At 46.6% G+C, this 14,251-nt stretch carries 18 protein-coding genes; all 18 read left to right on the top strand.

The annotated features are described in order from the left end of the window. Positions 1-12: 12 nt before the first annotated feature. The 18 genes from AC3B4V_RS05125 to tsf all read left to right on the top strand — a co-directional run bounded on the left by AC3B4V_RS05125 (position 13) and on the right by tsf (position 14,207). Entirely contained in the window at positions 13-378 is a 366-nt protein-coding gene (locus tag AC3B4V_RS05125) for a response regulator (RefSeq protein WP_035407009.1), read from the top strand. Further along, positions 375-866 (top strand): flagellar biosynthetic protein FliO, encoded by a 492-nt coding sequence (locus tag AC3B4V_RS05120; RefSeq protein WP_133207502.1) that lies wholly within the window; start codon positions 375-377, stop codon positions 864-866. Before AC3B4V_RS05125 ends, AC3B4V_RS05120 begins: the two co-directional genes overlap by 4 nt. Continuing rightward, positions 863-1,531, top strand: coding sequence for a flagellar type III secretion system pore protein FliP (gene fliP / locus AC3B4V_RS05115; RefSeq protein WP_029342061.1), 669 nt, complete (start codon positions 863-865; stop codon positions 1,529-1,531). Before AC3B4V_RS05120 ends, fliP begins: the two co-directional genes overlap by 4 nt. 11 nt (positions 1,532-1,542) lie before the next feature. Further along, the gene (gene fliQ / locus AC3B4V_RS05110) at positions 1,543-1,815 is read left to right on the top strand and encodes a flagellar biosynthesis protein FliQ (protein ID WP_023468705.1); all 273 of its coding nucleotides are present in this window, start codon (positions 1,543-1,545) and stop codon (positions 1,813-1,815) included. Next, complete coding sequence (gene fliR / locus AC3B4V_RS05105) at positions 1,812-2,579, top strand: flagellar biosynthetic protein FliR (RefSeq protein ID WP_029342060.1); 768 nt, start codon at positions 1,812-1,814, stop codon at positions 2,577-2,579. Before fliQ ends, fliR begins: the two co-directional genes overlap by 4 nt. A 4-nt stretch (positions 2,580-2,583) precedes the next feature. After that, positions 2,584-3,675: a flagellar biosynthesis protein FlhB gene (gene flhB, locus AC3B4V_RS05100; RefSeq protein ID WP_029342059.1), complete on the top strand. Its 1,092-nt coding sequence runs from the start codon at positions 2,584-2,586 to the stop codon at positions 3,673-3,675. 14 nt (positions 3,676-3,689) lie between these two features. Then, complete coding sequence (gene flhA / locus AC3B4V_RS05095; RefSeq protein ID WP_488377931.1) at positions 3,690-5,714, top strand: flagellar biosynthesis protein FlhA; 2,025 nt, start codon at positions 3,690-3,692, stop codon at positions 5,712-5,714. 3 nt (positions 5,715-5,717) lie between these two features. Further along, on the top strand, positions 5,718-6,761 hold the full coding sequence (locus tag AC3B4V_RS05090) for a flagellar biosynthesis protein FlhF (RefSeq protein ID WP_488377930.1): 1,044 nt from the start codon (positions 5,718-5,720) through the stop codon (positions 6,759-6,761). Further along, complete coding sequence (locus AC3B4V_RS05085; RefSeq protein ID WP_050677468.1) at positions 6,758-7,612, top strand: MinD/ParA family protein; 855 nt, start codon at positions 6,758-6,760, stop codon at positions 7,610-7,612. The genes AC3B4V_RS05090 and AC3B4V_RS05085 overlap by 4 nt, the downstream gene beginning before the upstream one ends. Before the next feature lie 21 nt (positions 7,613-7,633). Further along, the gene (locus AC3B4V_RS05080; RefSeq protein WP_488377929.1) at positions 7,634-9,637 is read left to right on the top strand and encodes a chemotaxis protein CheW; all 2,004 of its coding nucleotides are present in this window, start codon (positions 7,634-7,636) and stop codon (positions 9,635-9,637) included. Positions 9,638-9,648: 11 nt separating this feature from the next. After that, on the top strand, positions 9,649-10,077 hold the full coding sequence (locus AC3B4V_RS05075) for a chemotaxis protein CheW (protein WP_029342054.1): 429 nt from the start codon (positions 9,649-9,651) through the stop codon (positions 10,075-10,077). Continuing rightward, positions 10,070-10,417: a chemotaxis protein CheC gene (locus AC3B4V_RS05070; protein WP_488377928.1), complete on the top strand. Its 348-nt coding sequence runs from the start codon at positions 10,070-10,072 to the stop codon at positions 10,415-10,417. The genes AC3B4V_RS05075 and AC3B4V_RS05070 overlap by 8 nt, the downstream gene beginning before the upstream one ends. Continuing rightward, positions 10,378-10,677, top strand: a complete 300-nt coding sequence (locus tag AC3B4V_RS05065) for a hypothetical protein (protein ID WP_488377927.1) — start codon at positions 10,378-10,380, stop codon at positions 10,675-10,677. Before AC3B4V_RS05070 ends, AC3B4V_RS05065 begins: the two co-directional genes overlap by 40 nt. Beyond that, positions 10,670-11,152 carry a chemotaxis protein CheD gene (locus AC3B4V_RS05060; RefSeq protein ID WP_029342052.1) on the top strand — a complete coding sequence of 161 codons (483 nt, stop codon included), beginning with the start codon at positions 10,670-10,672 and terminating at the stop codon, positions 11,150-11,152. Before AC3B4V_RS05065 ends, AC3B4V_RS05060 begins: the two co-directional genes overlap by 8 nt. A gap of 13 nt (positions 11,153-11,165) precedes the next feature. Next, a complete protein-coding gene (locus tag AC3B4V_RS05055) occupies positions 11,166-11,939 on the top strand; it encodes a FliA/WhiG family RNA polymerase sigma factor (protein WP_047393832.1) in 774 nt (257 codons plus the stop codon). Positions 11,940-11,950: 11 nt separating this feature from the next. Continuing rightward, on the top strand, positions 11,951-12,379 hold the full coding sequence (locus tag AC3B4V_RS05050; RefSeq protein WP_326187634.1) for a hypothetical protein: 429 nt from the start codon (positions 11,951-11,953) through the stop codon (positions 12,377-12,379). A gap of 129 nt (positions 12,380-12,508) precedes the next feature. Then, positions 12,509-13,243 (top strand): 30S ribosomal protein S2, encoded by a 735-nt coding sequence (gene rpsB / locus AC3B4V_RS05045; RefSeq protein WP_012370721.1) that lies wholly within the window; start codon positions 12,509-12,511, stop codon positions 13,241-13,243. Between the two features lie 82 nt (positions 13,244-13,325). Then, entirely contained in the window at positions 13,326-14,207 is an 882-nt protein-coding gene (gene tsf, locus AC3B4V_RS05040) for a translation elongation factor Ts (protein WP_023468693.1), read from the top strand. Positions 14,208-14,251 lie beyond the last annotated feature (44 nt).

Raw genomic sequence — 14,251 nt, 5'->3', positions numbered from 1 at the left:
GGAGGAACTATTATGAGTGCAAAAGTATTAATCGTAGACGACGCCGCTTTCATGCGGATGATGATCAAGGAAATCCTATCGAAGAACGGCTATGATGTCGTCGGTGAAGCAGAAAACGGACGCGAAGCGGTCTCAAAGTATAAGGAATTGACACCGGACCTCGTCACGCTAGACATTACGATGCCTGAGATGGACGGAATCTCTGCGCTTAAAGAAATCAAAGCATTCAATCCTGCCGCTAAAGTCATCATGTGTTCAGCGATGGGGCAACAGTCGATGGTCATCGACGCGATTCAAGCAGGTGCAAAAGATTTCATCGTCAAACCGTTCCAAGCGGATCGTGTGCTTGAAGCGGTCTCGAAAACTGTCTCGTCATGAAAAAAGTGACTTTGCTGATTTGTCTTCTGTTTCTGCTGACACTTCCTGTACAGGCTGAAACGGTCGAAGAAAAATTAAATCCAACCAAGAACGATGCACCGACGACTCAGCAAGTCGATGAGAGTCCTTCCATGGCATTGACCATCTTTAAAGGAGTCGTCGTTCTCGTCGTCTTGATCGGCGGATTCATCCTCGTGACACGTTTTATTCACGAGCGGACGCGAGGCGTCAGACATTCCGGACGATTGACCCATCTAGGTGGTGTACCACTTGGTAAGGATCGATCGGTTCAGTTAGTGAAAGTGCAGGATAAGATTTATGTCGTCGGTGTTGGTGAGAACGTGCAACTCTTAGACACGCTGGACGATTTAGAGGGATACGAACCGACGGATCTTGAAGAGGCATCTTCGAAATCAGCACCTTCACCATTTCTTGAGACGTTCAAACAACAACTCGAGCAACTGCAGAAGAATCGAGGGCGCTCATGAATACGATTGAAAACCTGATCTCACTCGATACTCCGTCAGGAACAGCAACATCGATTAAACTGCTCGTATTACTGACGTTGTTATCACTGGCGCCCTCGTTACTAATTTTAATGACTTGTTTCACGCGTGTCGTCGTCGTGTTGTCGTTCGTCCGTTCGGCTCTCGGAACACAACAGACGCCGCCGAACCAGCTACTCGTCGGACTGGCGCTGTTCATTACGCTTTTCGTCATGTCGCCCGTCATATCGGAATTAAACACGACGGCTCTAAAACCATATATGGCTGATAAAATCAGTCAAGATGAAGCGTTTGATAAAGCAGGAGATACGATGAAACGCTTCATGTCGAAGCACACGCGAACGAATGATTTAGAACTATTCTTAAAATACGGTAATTATGAAAAACCGGAAAAGATTGAAGATATTCCACTCGTCGCACTCGTTCCAGCATATGCGATTAGTGAATTGAAGACAGCCTTCCAAATCGGCTTCATGATCTTCATTCCTTTCCTTGTCATCGACATGGTCGTCTCGAGTGTTTTGATGTCGATGGGAATGATGATGTTACCGCCAGTCATGATTGCGTTACCGTTTAAATTGCTGTTATTTATTTTAGTCGATGGCTGGCACCTGATTGTTGAATCACTGCTCGTCAGTATGCGTTAGGGGGAGAAAAGATGACTCAAGAAATGATTATTCAGTTGGCGAGTTCTGCTGTCTGGACATTACTCAAAGTATCGGCCCCCTTGTTACTAGTCTCGCTCGTCGTCGGTCTGCTCGTCAGTATTTTGCAGGCGACGACGCAGATTCAGGAACAGACGTTATCGTTTGTTCCAAAGATTGTTGCCGTATTTTTAGCACTCGTCTTCTTTGGACCTTGGATTATGCAGGAGTTACAGACCTTTACGATTGATCTATTCAAACAAATCGCTGAGGTTTCCCGAAAATGACATTACTTTCTTTCCTGAGTGTTTTTCTGCTCGTCTTTGGACGGATCGTCGGTTTTCTCGTTGCGGCGCCTTTGTTTTCATCAAGACAATTACCAGCGCAACATAAATTAGCACTTGCGGCGGGTCTTGCTTACTTTGCGAGTTACGCTGTGAAGACGGACGTTCGTGTAGAAGACTTCGATTTTTTCTTTCGGATGGGAACGGAAGTCTTAGTGGGTCTAGCTCTTGGCTTACTTGCCAGTTTTTTATTATACGCCCCACAAATTGCGGGTTCGATCATTGATTTACAGATGGGTCTTGCGATGGCTTCCGCCTATGATCCGATGTTTGGCGGACAGTCACCAATCGTCGGACGATTTTATTACATGCTGACGTTACTCGTCCTGCTCGCTTCTGATATGCATCTCATTTTACTGGACGGCATCTATACGAGCTTTCAGATCTTTCCGCCGGGCAGTCTGATTGCGGTATCAGGCGACGCAGGAATGAGTTTGGTCATCCGTGTCGTCGGACTTGCGATGTTGACTGCCTTACAAATGGCGATGCCACTTGTTGTTTCACTCTTTTTAGTGGATCTCGCACTTGGTTTCTTAGCGAAAACGGCACCCCAGTTCAACATTTTTGCGATTGGTTTTTCCGTCAAACTGTTAATGGGATACGCGATTCTGTTTTTATTAGCAGGAGCGACGATCACAGGAATCGGTCGATTCGTTCCATTGTTGCAAGATGTACTTGCAGACGCCATTCGATTACTAGGAGGTTAAGGACATGCATTCATATCGATTACGCCTTGATCTTCAGTACTTCGCTGGTGAGAAGACGGAAAAAGCGACACCTCGAAAGCGGGATGACTCGCGTAAAAAGGGACAGGTCGCAAAATCAGCAGATTTAACGAGTAGTTTTATGTTATTCGCGATGTTTCTTGTTCTCTATTTTTTCGGTCCATTTCTAGGACGGCGATTCGTACTCGTCCTACAAGATGGTCTCAGTGCAAGTCAAGTTCTGCAAGCTGTTGAAGAGGGACGAATTGAACAGATTTTAGTCGAGATGCTGATTCAAATGGGGATTTTAGTCGCACCGTTCTTTTTAACAGCGGTCGTCATCGGAATCCTTGGCAATTTCGTTCAGATTGGTGTGCTCTTAAGTGGTGAGGCGATTCAGCCGAAGCTGGACCGGATCAATCCGCTTCAAGGCGTCAAACGGATCGTTAGCGTTAAAGCACTCGTCGAGTTTTTGAAATCCGTTTTTAAACTGTTAGTCATCGGTGTCACGAGTGGCACGGTTCTTTGGAACAACAAAGTCGAGATTTCGAGGTTGACCTCGGAACCAATCGGCGATGCGTTAGCTATCATTGGTCATTTAACATTTTTACTCGGTTTGTCGGTCAGTATCGCCTTGATCGCGTTAGCCATTCTAGACTTCGCTTATCAAAAATTTGATTTCGAAAAGTCGATTCGAATGAGTAAACAGGATTTAAAGGATGAGCATAAGAACACGGAAGGTGACCCTCAAATCAAAGGAAAGATTAAACAACAACAACGGGAGATGGCGATGCGGCGGATGATGCAAGAAATACCGAATGCCGATGTCGTCATCACGAACCCGACCCATTATGCGGTAGCGATCCAATACGATGACGGAAAACATATGGCACCGATTGTCGTTGCAAAAGGCGTAGATGCTGTCGCGTTCCGGATTCGGGAGAAGGCGACAGCAGCTGATGTCCCGATTGTTGAAAATCGTCCGCTGGCGCGGGCGTTGTTCGCTCAAACAGAGATTGGTATGGCAGTGGATGAAACGTTCTATCAGGCGCTCGCTGAAACACTCGCCTTTGTCTATCAACTGAAACAAGCAAAATGAAAGGATGAAGCATCATGAGTATATCAACACGAGATTTAACGGTTCTGCTAGGCGTCATCATGATCGTCTTCATGCTCGTCATCCCACTGCCTGCTATCATGCTCGATTTTTTAATCATCATCAATATCTTAATTGCTTTGATGGTATTACTCGTTGCGATGAATGCCAAAGAGGCACTTGAGTTTTCTGTCTTTCCGACGTTGTTATTGATCGTCACTTTGTTTCGTCTGGCACTTAACGTCTCGACGACACGGGCGATCCTATCAAACGGAAATGGTGGCGAAGTTATCGAGGCTTTTGGAAATTTTGTCGTCGGCGGTAAGGCGCTCGTCGGTTTCGTCGTCTTCTTGATTCTCGTCTTGATCCAGTTCCTCGTCATTACGAAGGGGTCAGAACGAGTCTCGGAAGTGTCGGCACGTTTTACGCTTGATGCGATGCCCGGAAAACAGATGGCAATCGACGCCGACCTGAACTCCGGTATGATTGACGAATTACAAGCCCGGACTCGTCGTCAAAAAATCCAATCGGAAGCAGACTTTTATGGGGCGATGGACGGGGCCTCGAAGTTCGTTAAAGGAGATGCGATTGCTGGTATCATCATCGTCATCATTAACTTGATCTTCGGAATGATCATCGGTGTCGTTCAGCAAGGCTTACCGATGGCGGAGTCAGTCAAATTGTATACGTTGTTAACAGTTGGGGACGGTCTCGTCAGTCAGATTCCAGCACTGTTGATTTCGGTTGCGACCGGAATCATCGTCACGCGCTCGACATCCGACGGAAATCTTGGTGAAGATGTCATCGGTCAATTGACACGCACACCATTACTTGTCGGAATCGCGGCTGGAGCAATCTTCTTACTCGGACTATTCACAGCGATTCCTGATTACGTCACGATGCCGATTGCAGCGTTGTTCGGCTTCTTCGCTTGGCGAATGAAACAGACGACGAAGACGATGCAAGAAGAGGTCGCCGTTGAGGAAGCGCCGAGCGAAAACTTGCGTTCGAGTGAATCGGTCATTTCCTTATTGAATGTCGATACGATTGAATTTGAATTCGGTTACGGTTTGATTCCACTCGCTGATGAAGCGCAAGGTGGCGATCTACTCGATCGTGTCGTCATGATTCGTCGGCAGCTAGCACTCGAACTTGGATTCGTTCTACCGACCGTTCGGATTCGTGATCACCTGCAGTTATCACCGAACCAGTATCGAATCAAGATTCGCGGAAGTGAGATGGCAAGTGGTGAGCTACTACTGGATCATTATTTAGCGATGAGCCCGGGTGTCGATGATCCGGAAATTCGAGGCATCGAGACGGTCGAACCGGCATTCGGTATGCCGGCACTCTGGATTGATGAACAGACACGTAGTCGAGCAGAGATGTCAGGCTATACGGTCGTTGATCCACCATCCGTTGTTGCGACACATTTAACGGAGCTCTTGAAGAAACATGCCGCTGAATTACTCGGACGAGAAGAGACGAAACAGTTGGTTGATCATTTGAAGGAATCGCATCCGATTTTGGTCGAGGAAGTAACACCACAACTGTTATCAATCGGGGAACTTCAAAAAGTATTCGTTCAATTATTAAAAGAAAAAGTCTCGATTCGAAATCTACCATTGATTTTCGAAACGCTCGCGGACTATGCAGCTGTGACGAAAGACAGCGAACTGCTTGCTGAATATGTCCGTCAATCCTTATCGCGGCAAATTACGGAACAGGTCATGCAAGGAGATGTCTTGCATGTCGTGACGGTCTCGAGTGAGATGGAACTGGATATCCAGTCGGCCATCCAAAAGACGGAGTTCGGAAATTATTTAGCGCTTGATCCCGAAAAAGCGACACGTTTCATCGAGACATTGCAAGAGAGGGCAGCGGAATTCGAACGGTACGGGGCGCATCCGATCATCCTGACGTCTCCAAGTATCCGGATGTTCGTCCGTCAATTGACAGAACGGTATTTTCCAGATGTTCCGATTTTGTCTTATAACGAATTAATGCCGACGATTGAAGTTAAGAGTATTGGGGTGATTTAAGCGATGATAGTCAAAAAAGTCACGGCGGATTCCGTTAGCGAAGCCATGGAACGCATCAAACGCGAACTCGGTAACGATGCCATCATATTAAATACTCGCCATATCAAAGTGGGCGGATTCTTTGGCTTATTTGCGAAGAAAAAAGTGGAACTGGTTGCATCGGTGGATGAACATGTGTCGAACGAACCGATCGTCTCGAAGCAAACAACGAGTCGGAAGGACATTGTGGAAACCATCCAACCGATCCCCATGCGTCCAACGATCGTTACGATAGGCGAACGACCATTGCCAAAAGAATTGCGACATTATGCGCCGCTGTTGGCAGAACCAGCGTTACAACAGGTGTCTGACCGATTGCATGAGCGATTACTGACTGCGTACTATCAAACGCAGCAAACGGAATTAACCGATCTCTTGACGGAAGAAGTGAAGTCGGCATTGCGCGTGACGCCGTCGACTGCACGTTATGTCATGCTGACGGGACCAACTGGTGTCGGTAAGACGACGACCATCGCTAAACTCGCTGCACACCATACGCTCATCAAAAATCAACGAGTCGGTCTCATCACAACCGATACATACCGGATCTCAGCGATTGAACAACTGAAGACATATGCCGACATATTAGGTATTCCGATTCATGTTGCATACGACCTGGAAGATTTCGAACGAGCGAAGCAGGCGCTAGCTTCATGCGATATCGTACTTGTCGATACAGCGGGACGGAATTTCCTTGACGAAGCATATGTAGAGCAATTACGAAGTCGTCATGACTTTGAGGATACGGATGTATTCTTAGTTCTTAGTTTGACATCGAAATATCGAGATTTATTACAGATCCACGATCGTTTCAGCAAGATTCCCTTATCAGGGATCGTATTTTCGAAAGCAGATGAAACAAGTGAACTGTGGTCGATGTTTGGACTTATGACAGAGACGGAGTTACCAATCTATTGCGTGACAACGGGTCAAGAAGTGCCAGAAGACATCACGTTCGCTACGGCGGATGAGTTATCCCGAATGATCGTCGAGAGAGGGATGAGATGATGCGAGAAGATCAAGCACGTGTCTTACGATCAAAAGTGACCGTCAAGGAAACGAAGACGATTGCCATCGTGAGTGGAAAAGGTGGCGTCGGAAAAACGAATGTCGCGGTGAATCTTGGCGTGGCATTATCGTTACAAGAAAAACGAGTACTCTTGATTGATCTTGATATCGGGATGGCGAACATTGGTATTCTATTCGGTAAATCATCGAAGTCATCCTTGATGGAATGCGTCAAACGACGAGAATCACTCCAGCACGCAATCGTTGAACAGTCGCCATCCCTTCATTTCATTCATGGCGGGAGTGGATTTGCGGAACTGACGAATCTGACGAAGGAGGATGTCGTGTTCCTACTGCGGGAATTCCAATTTTTCTATGAGTATGATTTTGTGTTGCTCGATTTAGGAGCCGGCGCCAATCATCAGACGTTCGATTTTATCAGTAGTGCAGACGAAGCCTGGTTGATCGTCACGCCAGAGCCGACTTCAATCATGGACGGTTATGCGTTCGTCAAACTGGCACACCATCATGCGACGGATCTTCCGATTTCCGTAGTCGTCAATCGGGCGACGAATGGTGGAGAAGCACTTGAAACGTTTGATCGACTAGCGCTCGTCAGCCAACAATTTTTACAAAAGCCACTGCGCTTTACCGGTTTTTTGCCGGAAGATCCAACAGTCGTCAAAGCAGTCAAGGCACAGATGCCATTTTACTTGATGGATCGAACGAGTGACGTCAGTTGGCGACTCGATCATATCACGACGTCTCTAACAGGTGTACAAGTCAAAGAACGGAAGTTTTTAGATCGATTGTTACATCGTCTGAAAAAACGAAAAGATCATGTCCGTTAAGATTAAAGGAGGGTATCAGTCATGGACTTAAATGAATATGTGGGGTTGTTCCTCGATGAGTCGATGGAGCATTTACAAGCTATTAACACAAGCTTATTGGTTTTTGAAGAACGATTAGACGATGAAGCGGTCATCGATCAAATTTTCCGTTCTGCCCATACGCTAAAAGGGATGGCAGGAACGATGGGATATGATGCGATCGCTGATTTGACGCATGAGATGGAGAGCGCCCTTGATTTAGTCAGATCAAAGAAACAACCCGCTACAGCTGAGTTGATCGATGTCCTATTCGTTGCTGCTGAGCAACTGGAAACGATGGTAGAAGACATCAGTCGCGGTGGAAAAGGGAAACTTGACGTTACGGAAACAGTGAGACGATTACAGCAGTTCATTCGTCCCGAACAAGAAGAGATCATTTCGGTTACGCCATCAACTGCACAATCAACATTCGAATGTGATGTCTATTCGGAAGCGGTCGTCAAACAATCGATTGCGTCCGGTTATCAAGCCTATATCGTCCAAGTCGAACTTTCAGCAGACGTCATCTTAAAAGCGGCACGTGTCTACATGGTCTTTGATCGTTTACAACAGCTCGGAGATGTCATTTTGTCGAATCCGACATCTGATGAACTGGAGCAAGAACATTTTGAGACGTCATTCTCTGTTTTATTCGTGACACAACAAGAGCAATCGGTCATTCAAGAGGCGGTTGCCTCGGTTTCTGAAGTCGCAACAGTAACGATGGACGTGTTCGAAGCAACACCAGAAGCAGAGGTGGCGACATCCACCCTTCCACAGGAAGTGCCGGTTGCGACATCAGTACCTGCACCAATAGCTTCACCGGATTCACCAGAACAGACAGATCTATCTGTGCCTGTCGCTTCGAAAACGATTCGTGTCAATCTCGAGCGGATTGATCGTTTGATGAATCTGTTCGAAGAGTTCATCATCGACCGCGGACGTTTGGAGCGTATTGCAGCAGAAGTCAGCTCACCGGAATTGACAGATACGGTCGAACGGATCAAACGGGGCACGAACGAATTGCAATCACTCGTTTTAACGTTACGAATGATGCCGATCGAACAAGTATTCAACCGCTTCCCACGAATGGTGCGTTCCGTTTCGAAGGATGTCGGAAAACATATCAAACTACACATTACGGGTGCTGAGACGGAACTTGATCGCACAGTCATCGATGAGATTGGTGATCCACTTGTCCACTTGATCCGTAATGCGATCGATCATGGAATTGAAAACAAAGCGGAACGGATTTTAGCGAATAAGCCGGTCGAAGGAAATCTTTCGCTTCGTGCCTACCATTCAGGAAACCGAGTCTTCATCGAGATTGAAGATGATGGAGCAGGTATCAATCACGAACGTGTCACACGGATTGCGATTGAAAAAGGATTGATCACAGAAGAAGAAGCGATGCAATTAACGATCGAAGAGGCTTCGATGCTGTTATTCGCACCTGGTTTCTCGACAGCAGAAGAAGTCACGGACTTGTCTGGTCGTGGTGTTGGTCTCGACGTCGTCAAATCGAAGATCGAATCATTGGGTGGAGAAGTGTTCGTTGAGACACGCCGCGGAGAAGGAACGATTTTCCGTATCAGTTTACCATTGACGCTCTCGATCATCTCGGCCATGCTCGTTGAGCTCGGACAAGAAACGTATGCAATTCCACTGACTGCCATCATCGAGACGACATCTTTACGTAAATCGGCGATCCTGCAAGCGCACCGGGAAAAAGTATTTGATTTCCGTGGACAATTGGTTCCACTTATTTCGCTGAATGAAGTTTACGGATTGCCACAACATGAGGCAGAAGCCTATTCGGTCGTCGTCGTCCGGAGTGGCGAAAAATTAGCAGGGTTGATCGTATCCGAATTGATCGGTCAACAGGAGATCGTCATGAAGCCACTCGGTAGTTATCTAGAAGGCATCCGTGCCATTTCTGGCGCGACGATTCTTGGAGACGGACAGGTCGCATTGATCATTGACAGCAATGCACTATTACGGAAGTGAGGGGAACGAAGATGGAACAAAAATGGGTTGTTTTTCAATTAGAAGATAATGCATACGGTATTGATGTACAGTCTGTTCGTTCAATCGAACGGCTCATCCCGATCACACGGATTCCGAACGCTGCATCTTATGTCAAAGGAGTCATCAATTTGCGAGGTGTCGTCACCCCCGTGATTGACCTGCGTGCCCGTCTTGGATTCGAATTAATGGAAGAAACGGAAGAAACACGTATCATCATCGCCACTTTGGAGCATGGGGACGCTGGATTCATCGTCGACCGGGCAAACGAAGTCGTCGAATCAACGGATGTTCGGATTGAACCGCTCAGTGAACAAAAGCAGGAGGATGCCTCGTATTTGACTGCAGTCGCAAAAGGCGATCAGCAATTATTTTCGTTGATTGAACCGAATCGCTTATTTGAGGACATCGTTCATGCTTAATCCAAACGAACGGGACATTTTACGGGAAGTCGGCAACATTGGAGCTGGTCACGCAGCGACAGCACTTTCGACCTTACTTGGACAACCGATTGAGATCGAGGTACCTTCCGCTGAACTTGAGGATTTCACGACGATCATCGAGCGAAGTGGAGGAGCGGAAACGTATACCGCTGGTGCATTGTTACGTTTTTCTGGCGATATTCAAGCGACGTTACTTTTTTTGATGCCACTTCGTGATGCAGAGAAGCTCGTGAGCCAATTGATGCAGACGGAATTCCACTTTTTTCCGATTCCCACGAAATGGGGGTTTCTGCTTGGGAAGAAATTGGGAATATTTTAATAGGAGCATATGCTCGGGCTATCTCCGATTGGCTTGATTTATCGTTACATGTCAGTGTTCCTGCATCAGCGTTTGATATGGTTGGTGCGTTACTTGAAGTAGCCTTACTTGAATCTACGACTCCAGGCAATATGGCTGTCTATATCGACACGCACTTGTCTAGTGCAGGAAACGATTTGACCGGACATTTACTTTTGTTGCCTGAAGCGAACGCCTTTCAGACGGTCTTCGAACGATTGGGTGTGGACTTGAATGGATGAAATCGTACGGATTGGGATTGCGGAGTACGCCATCAGTAAACGCCCCGTCATTTTACGGACAGCGGGTCTTGGATCGTGCGTAGGCGTTGTCATCTATGACCAGGAACGAGGGTTATCGAGTATGGCGCATGTCATGTTGCCTGATTCAGCGATCAGTCGGAATCGGGAGCTTGAAGTCGGAAAGTTCGCGGATACGGCAATTCTAGAGGTAGCCCGCGAATTACGAGCAAGTGGAGCCATCCGATTACGTGCGAAGATTGCGGGAGGGGCTCAGATGTTTCAATTTAAGTATGAACATGAATCAATGCGGATTGGTGAGCGAAACATCGCTGCGGTCAAAGCAATGCTTCAACAAGTCAAAATTCCACTCGTTGCCGAAGATGTTGGCGGCACGAATGGACGAACGATCGAGTTCCACTCACAATCAGGGCGTCTCGTCATCCGGACGGTGAATGTCGGGACGCTGGAAATCTAGAGGAGGAATGGTCATGCGTGAGGAATTACAACAACTTTGGGATCGATGGCTGACCACACGCGATATTGCGGTGGCAGACCTGTTACTTCACAATTATGAACCACTTGTTCAATACCACGTTCAGCGTTTAAGTGCGACGTTGCCTAAAAGTGTCGATCGAGACGAGTTGAAAAGTTTAGGGATGATGGGATTGTACGATGCGCTTCAAAAATTCGATCAAAATCATAATAATAAATTCGACACGTATGCCGCCTTTCGGATTCGAGGAGCTATTTTAGATGGGCTTCGTAAAATCGATTGGTTACCACGTTCCTTACGGGAAAAAGCAAAACGGGTCGAGGCAGCCGTCGAGATCCTTGAACAATCTTTGCAACGGACGCCGACATTAGACGAAGTCTCTTCCATCGTCGACATGACACCGGACGAGGTCAAGGGTGCTTTAGCAGAAAGCTATTTTGCGAATGTATTATCGATCGATGAAGCAGTCACGCTACAGGATGAGGGGAAGGCGATGACCGTCTCCTATTTAGATCCAGATACTGCTACACCGGAAGATATGTTATTAATGCGGGAGTTGATCGCTAAACTGGCAGAGGAAGTCGAAGGACTATCCGAAAAAGAACAACTTGTCGTCTCGTTGTTCTATTATGAAGAATTGACGCTTACGGAAATTGGTGAAGTCCTCGGGCTCTCGACTTCCCGTATTTCACAAATCCATTCAAAAGCGCTTCGTAAGTTGAAGAATGCGCTCGGAAGTGCCTACTTAGCAGATCGTGTCGCCATGTGAAAGGAAGAATTATGACTGTCGTTTATATTTTATTAGCTGCTTTAGTCTGTTATGCGCTGCTGGTGTTGTTTCGCCAGCAGGCAGCGCTCAAAAACCGAATTACACGGTTGGAACGTGAAAAGAATGAGACGGAACAAGTGTTGCTTCATTTCATGGAGAACGTCAACGCCATGACGGAGACATCCGTAAATGTAGCGAACGAACAGGTTGATCAAGTACCGGATGCGTCTCCACAAATGGTGGAGGCGGCTACTTACGAGAAATCGGAAACCGTCGAAATTGAACAATCCATTTCACAAGAACCACCGTTAACAGATGTCAAGCAGGCGCTACGAGAAGGAGCGGATCTTGAGACGCTTGCACGGTCTTTGAATCGGGGGACGGGCGAGGTTGCTTTGATTGCTAAACTTTCTCATCAAACGAAGGTTGCCCCTCGGTAATCTTTATGCTATATTAGTCTACGGTGTTAATTACGCACGCATGTATCGCCAGCTGCGGTGCCTTTAATAGGTTAGCTGGACAGACGATCATCGCGGAGGACATCCAAAACCCAAAAGGAGGAATTCATCATGGCAGTAATTTCGATGAAACAATTGTTAGAAGCTGGTGTACACTTCGGTCACCAAACACGCCGTTGGAACCCAAAAATGGCAAAATACATCTTCACAGAACGGAACGGAATCTACATCATCGACCTTCAAAAAACGGTCAAAAAAGTAGACGAAGCATACAACTTCATCCGTGAAGTAGCGTCTGAAGGCGGAAACGTTCTTTTCGTTGGTACGAAAAAACAAGCTCAAGACACTGTGAAAGAAGAAGCGATCCGTGCAGGTCAATACTTCATCAACGAACGTTGGTTGGGTGGAACTCTCACGAACTTCTCTACAATCAAAAAACGTATCAACCGTTTGAAACAACTCGAAAAAATGGAAGAGAACGGTACATTCGAAGTTCTTCCTAAAAAAGAAGTCATCATTCTTAAAAAAGAAATGACTCGTCTTGAGAAATTCCTCGGCGGTATCAAAGATATGCCAGGCGTTCCGGATGCACTCTTCATCGTTGACCCACGCAAAGAGCGTATCGCGATTGCAGAAGCACACAAACTCAACATCCCAATCGTTGCGATTGTTGATACTAACTGTGATCCAGACGAAATCGACTACGTCATCCCAGCGAACGACGATGCGATCCGTGCAGTCAAATTGCTCACTGGTAAAATGGCTGACGCAATCCTCGAAGTTAAACAAGGCGAAGATAACGTAGCACCTGAAACTACTGAAGAAGTAGTAGCAGACGCTGAGTAATTCGTGATGCCAGGTGATAAAGGGAATCGACCTTTTATCACCTTTTTTTTGAAACTAAGGATGTTATAAGGAGGAATATCGAATGGCTATTACAGCAGCAATGGTTAAAGAACTTCGTGAAAAAACAGGTGCAGGGATGCTCGACTGCAAAAAAGCACTCGTTGAAACTGACGGTGACATGAACGCAGCAGTAGATTTCTTGCGTGAAAAAGGGATCGCTAAAGCAGCAGCAAAAGGCGATCGTATTGCAGCTGAAGGGTTGACTGCAGTTGCAGTTGACGGCAACAAAGCGGCACTCGTCGAAATCAACTCAGAAACAGACTTCGTTGCGAAAAACGAACGTTTCCAAACACTCGTTCAAAACATCGCAGACGCTGTTCTCCGTAACGGTTCTGAGACAGCAGAAGCTGCTCTTGCTTCTGAATACGAAGCAGGTAAAACAATCGACACATACATCTCAGAAGAAGCTTCAACAATCGGAGAGAAAATCTCACTCCGTCGCGTAGCGCTCTTCACAAAAGCAGATGATGCAGTCTTCGGTTCTTACCTCCACATGGGTGGACGCATCGGTTCAGTCGTCGTCATCGAAGGTACGACAGACGAAACAGTTGCAAAAGACGTTGCAATGCACATTGCAGCAGCACGTCCACTTTACGTTGACCGTACTTCTGTCACAGAAGAAGAAAAAGCACGTGAAGAAAAAGTCCTCACTGAGCAAGCATTGAACGAAGGAAAACCAGCTAACATCGTTGAAAAAATGATCGTTGGTCGTATGAACAAGTTCTTCGAGGAAATCTGCCTCGTCGATCAAACGTTCGTCAAGGATCCAGACTTCAAAGTTGGTAAATATGTAGAATCTAAAGGCGGTAAAGTCGTGTCATTCGTACGCTTCGAAGTTGGAGAAGGTATGGAAAAACGCGAAGAGAACTTCGCTGAAGAAGTTATGAACCAACTTAAAAAATAAGAATCGGGATCATCCTGATGACAAGAGAAGGAACACGTATGCTT

This window comes from Exiguobacterium sp. E17S, from assembly GCF_057772545.1.
The sequence above is the reverse complement of the archived record's forward strand: the minus strand, read 5'-3'. Positions and strand labels throughout refer to the sequence as shown.

Coding starts and splice junctions, on each gene's coding strand:
- AC3B4V_RS05125 (WP_035407009.1), top strand. CDS start 13: ATGAGTGCAAAAGTATTAATCGTAGACGACGCCGCTTTCATGCGGATG.
- AC3B4V_RS05120 (WP_133207502.1), top strand. CDS start 375: ATGAAAAAAGTGACTTTGCTGATTTGTCTTCTGTTTCTGCTGACACTT.
- fliP (WP_029342061.1), top strand. CDS start 863: ATGAATACGATTGAAAACCTGATCTCACTCGATACTCCGTCAGGAACA.
- fliQ (WP_023468705.1), top strand. CDS start 1,543: ATGACTCAAGAAATGATTATTCAGTTGGCGAGTTCTGCTGTCTGGACA.
- fliR (WP_029342060.1), top strand. CDS start 1,812: ATGACATTACTTTCTTTCCTGAGTGTTTTTCTGCTCGTCTTTGGACGG.
- flhB (WP_029342059.1), top strand. CDS start 2,584: ATGCATTCATATCGATTACGCCTTGATCTTCAGTACTTCGCTGGTGAG.
- flhA (WP_488377931.1), top strand. CDS start 3,690: ATGAGTATATCAACACGAGATTTAACGGTTCTGCTAGGCGTCATCATG.
- AC3B4V_RS05090 (WP_488377930.1), top strand. CDS start 5,718: ATGATAGTCAAAAAAGTCACGGCGGATTCCGTTAGCGAAGCCATGGAA.
- AC3B4V_RS05085 (WP_050677468.1), top strand. CDS start 6,758: ATGATGCGAGAAGATCAAGCACGTGTCTTACGATCAAAAGTGACCGTC.
- AC3B4V_RS05080 (WP_488377929.1), top strand. CDS start 7,634: ATGGACTTAAATGAATATGTGGGGTTGTTCCTCGATGAGTCGATGGAG.
- AC3B4V_RS05075 (WP_029342054.1), top strand. CDS start 9,649: ATGGAACAAAAATGGGTTGTTTTTCAATTAGAAGATAATGCATACGGT.
- AC3B4V_RS05070 (WP_488377928.1), top strand. CDS start 10,070: ATGCTTAATCCAAACGAACGGGACATTTTACGGGAAGTCGGCAACATT.
- AC3B4V_RS05065 (WP_488377927.1), top strand. CDS start 10,378: ATGGGGGTTTCTGCTTGGGAAGAAATTGGGAATATTTTAATAGGAGCA.
- AC3B4V_RS05060 (WP_029342052.1), top strand. CDS start 10,670: ATGGATGAAATCGTACGGATTGGGATTGCGGAGTACGCCATCAGTAAA.
- AC3B4V_RS05055 (WP_047393832.1), top strand. CDS start 11,166: ATGCGTGAGGAATTACAACAACTTTGGGATCGATGGCTGACCACACGC.
- AC3B4V_RS05050 (WP_326187634.1), top strand. CDS start 11,951: ATGACTGTCGTTTATATTTTATTAGCTGCTTTAGTCTGTTATGCGCTG.
- rpsB (WP_012370721.1), top strand. CDS start 12,509: ATGGCAGTAATTTCGATGAAACAATTGTTAGAAGCTGGTGTACACTTC.
- tsf (WP_023468693.1), top strand. CDS start 13,326: ATGGCTATTACAGCAGCAATGGTTAAAGAACTTCGTGAAAAAACAGGT.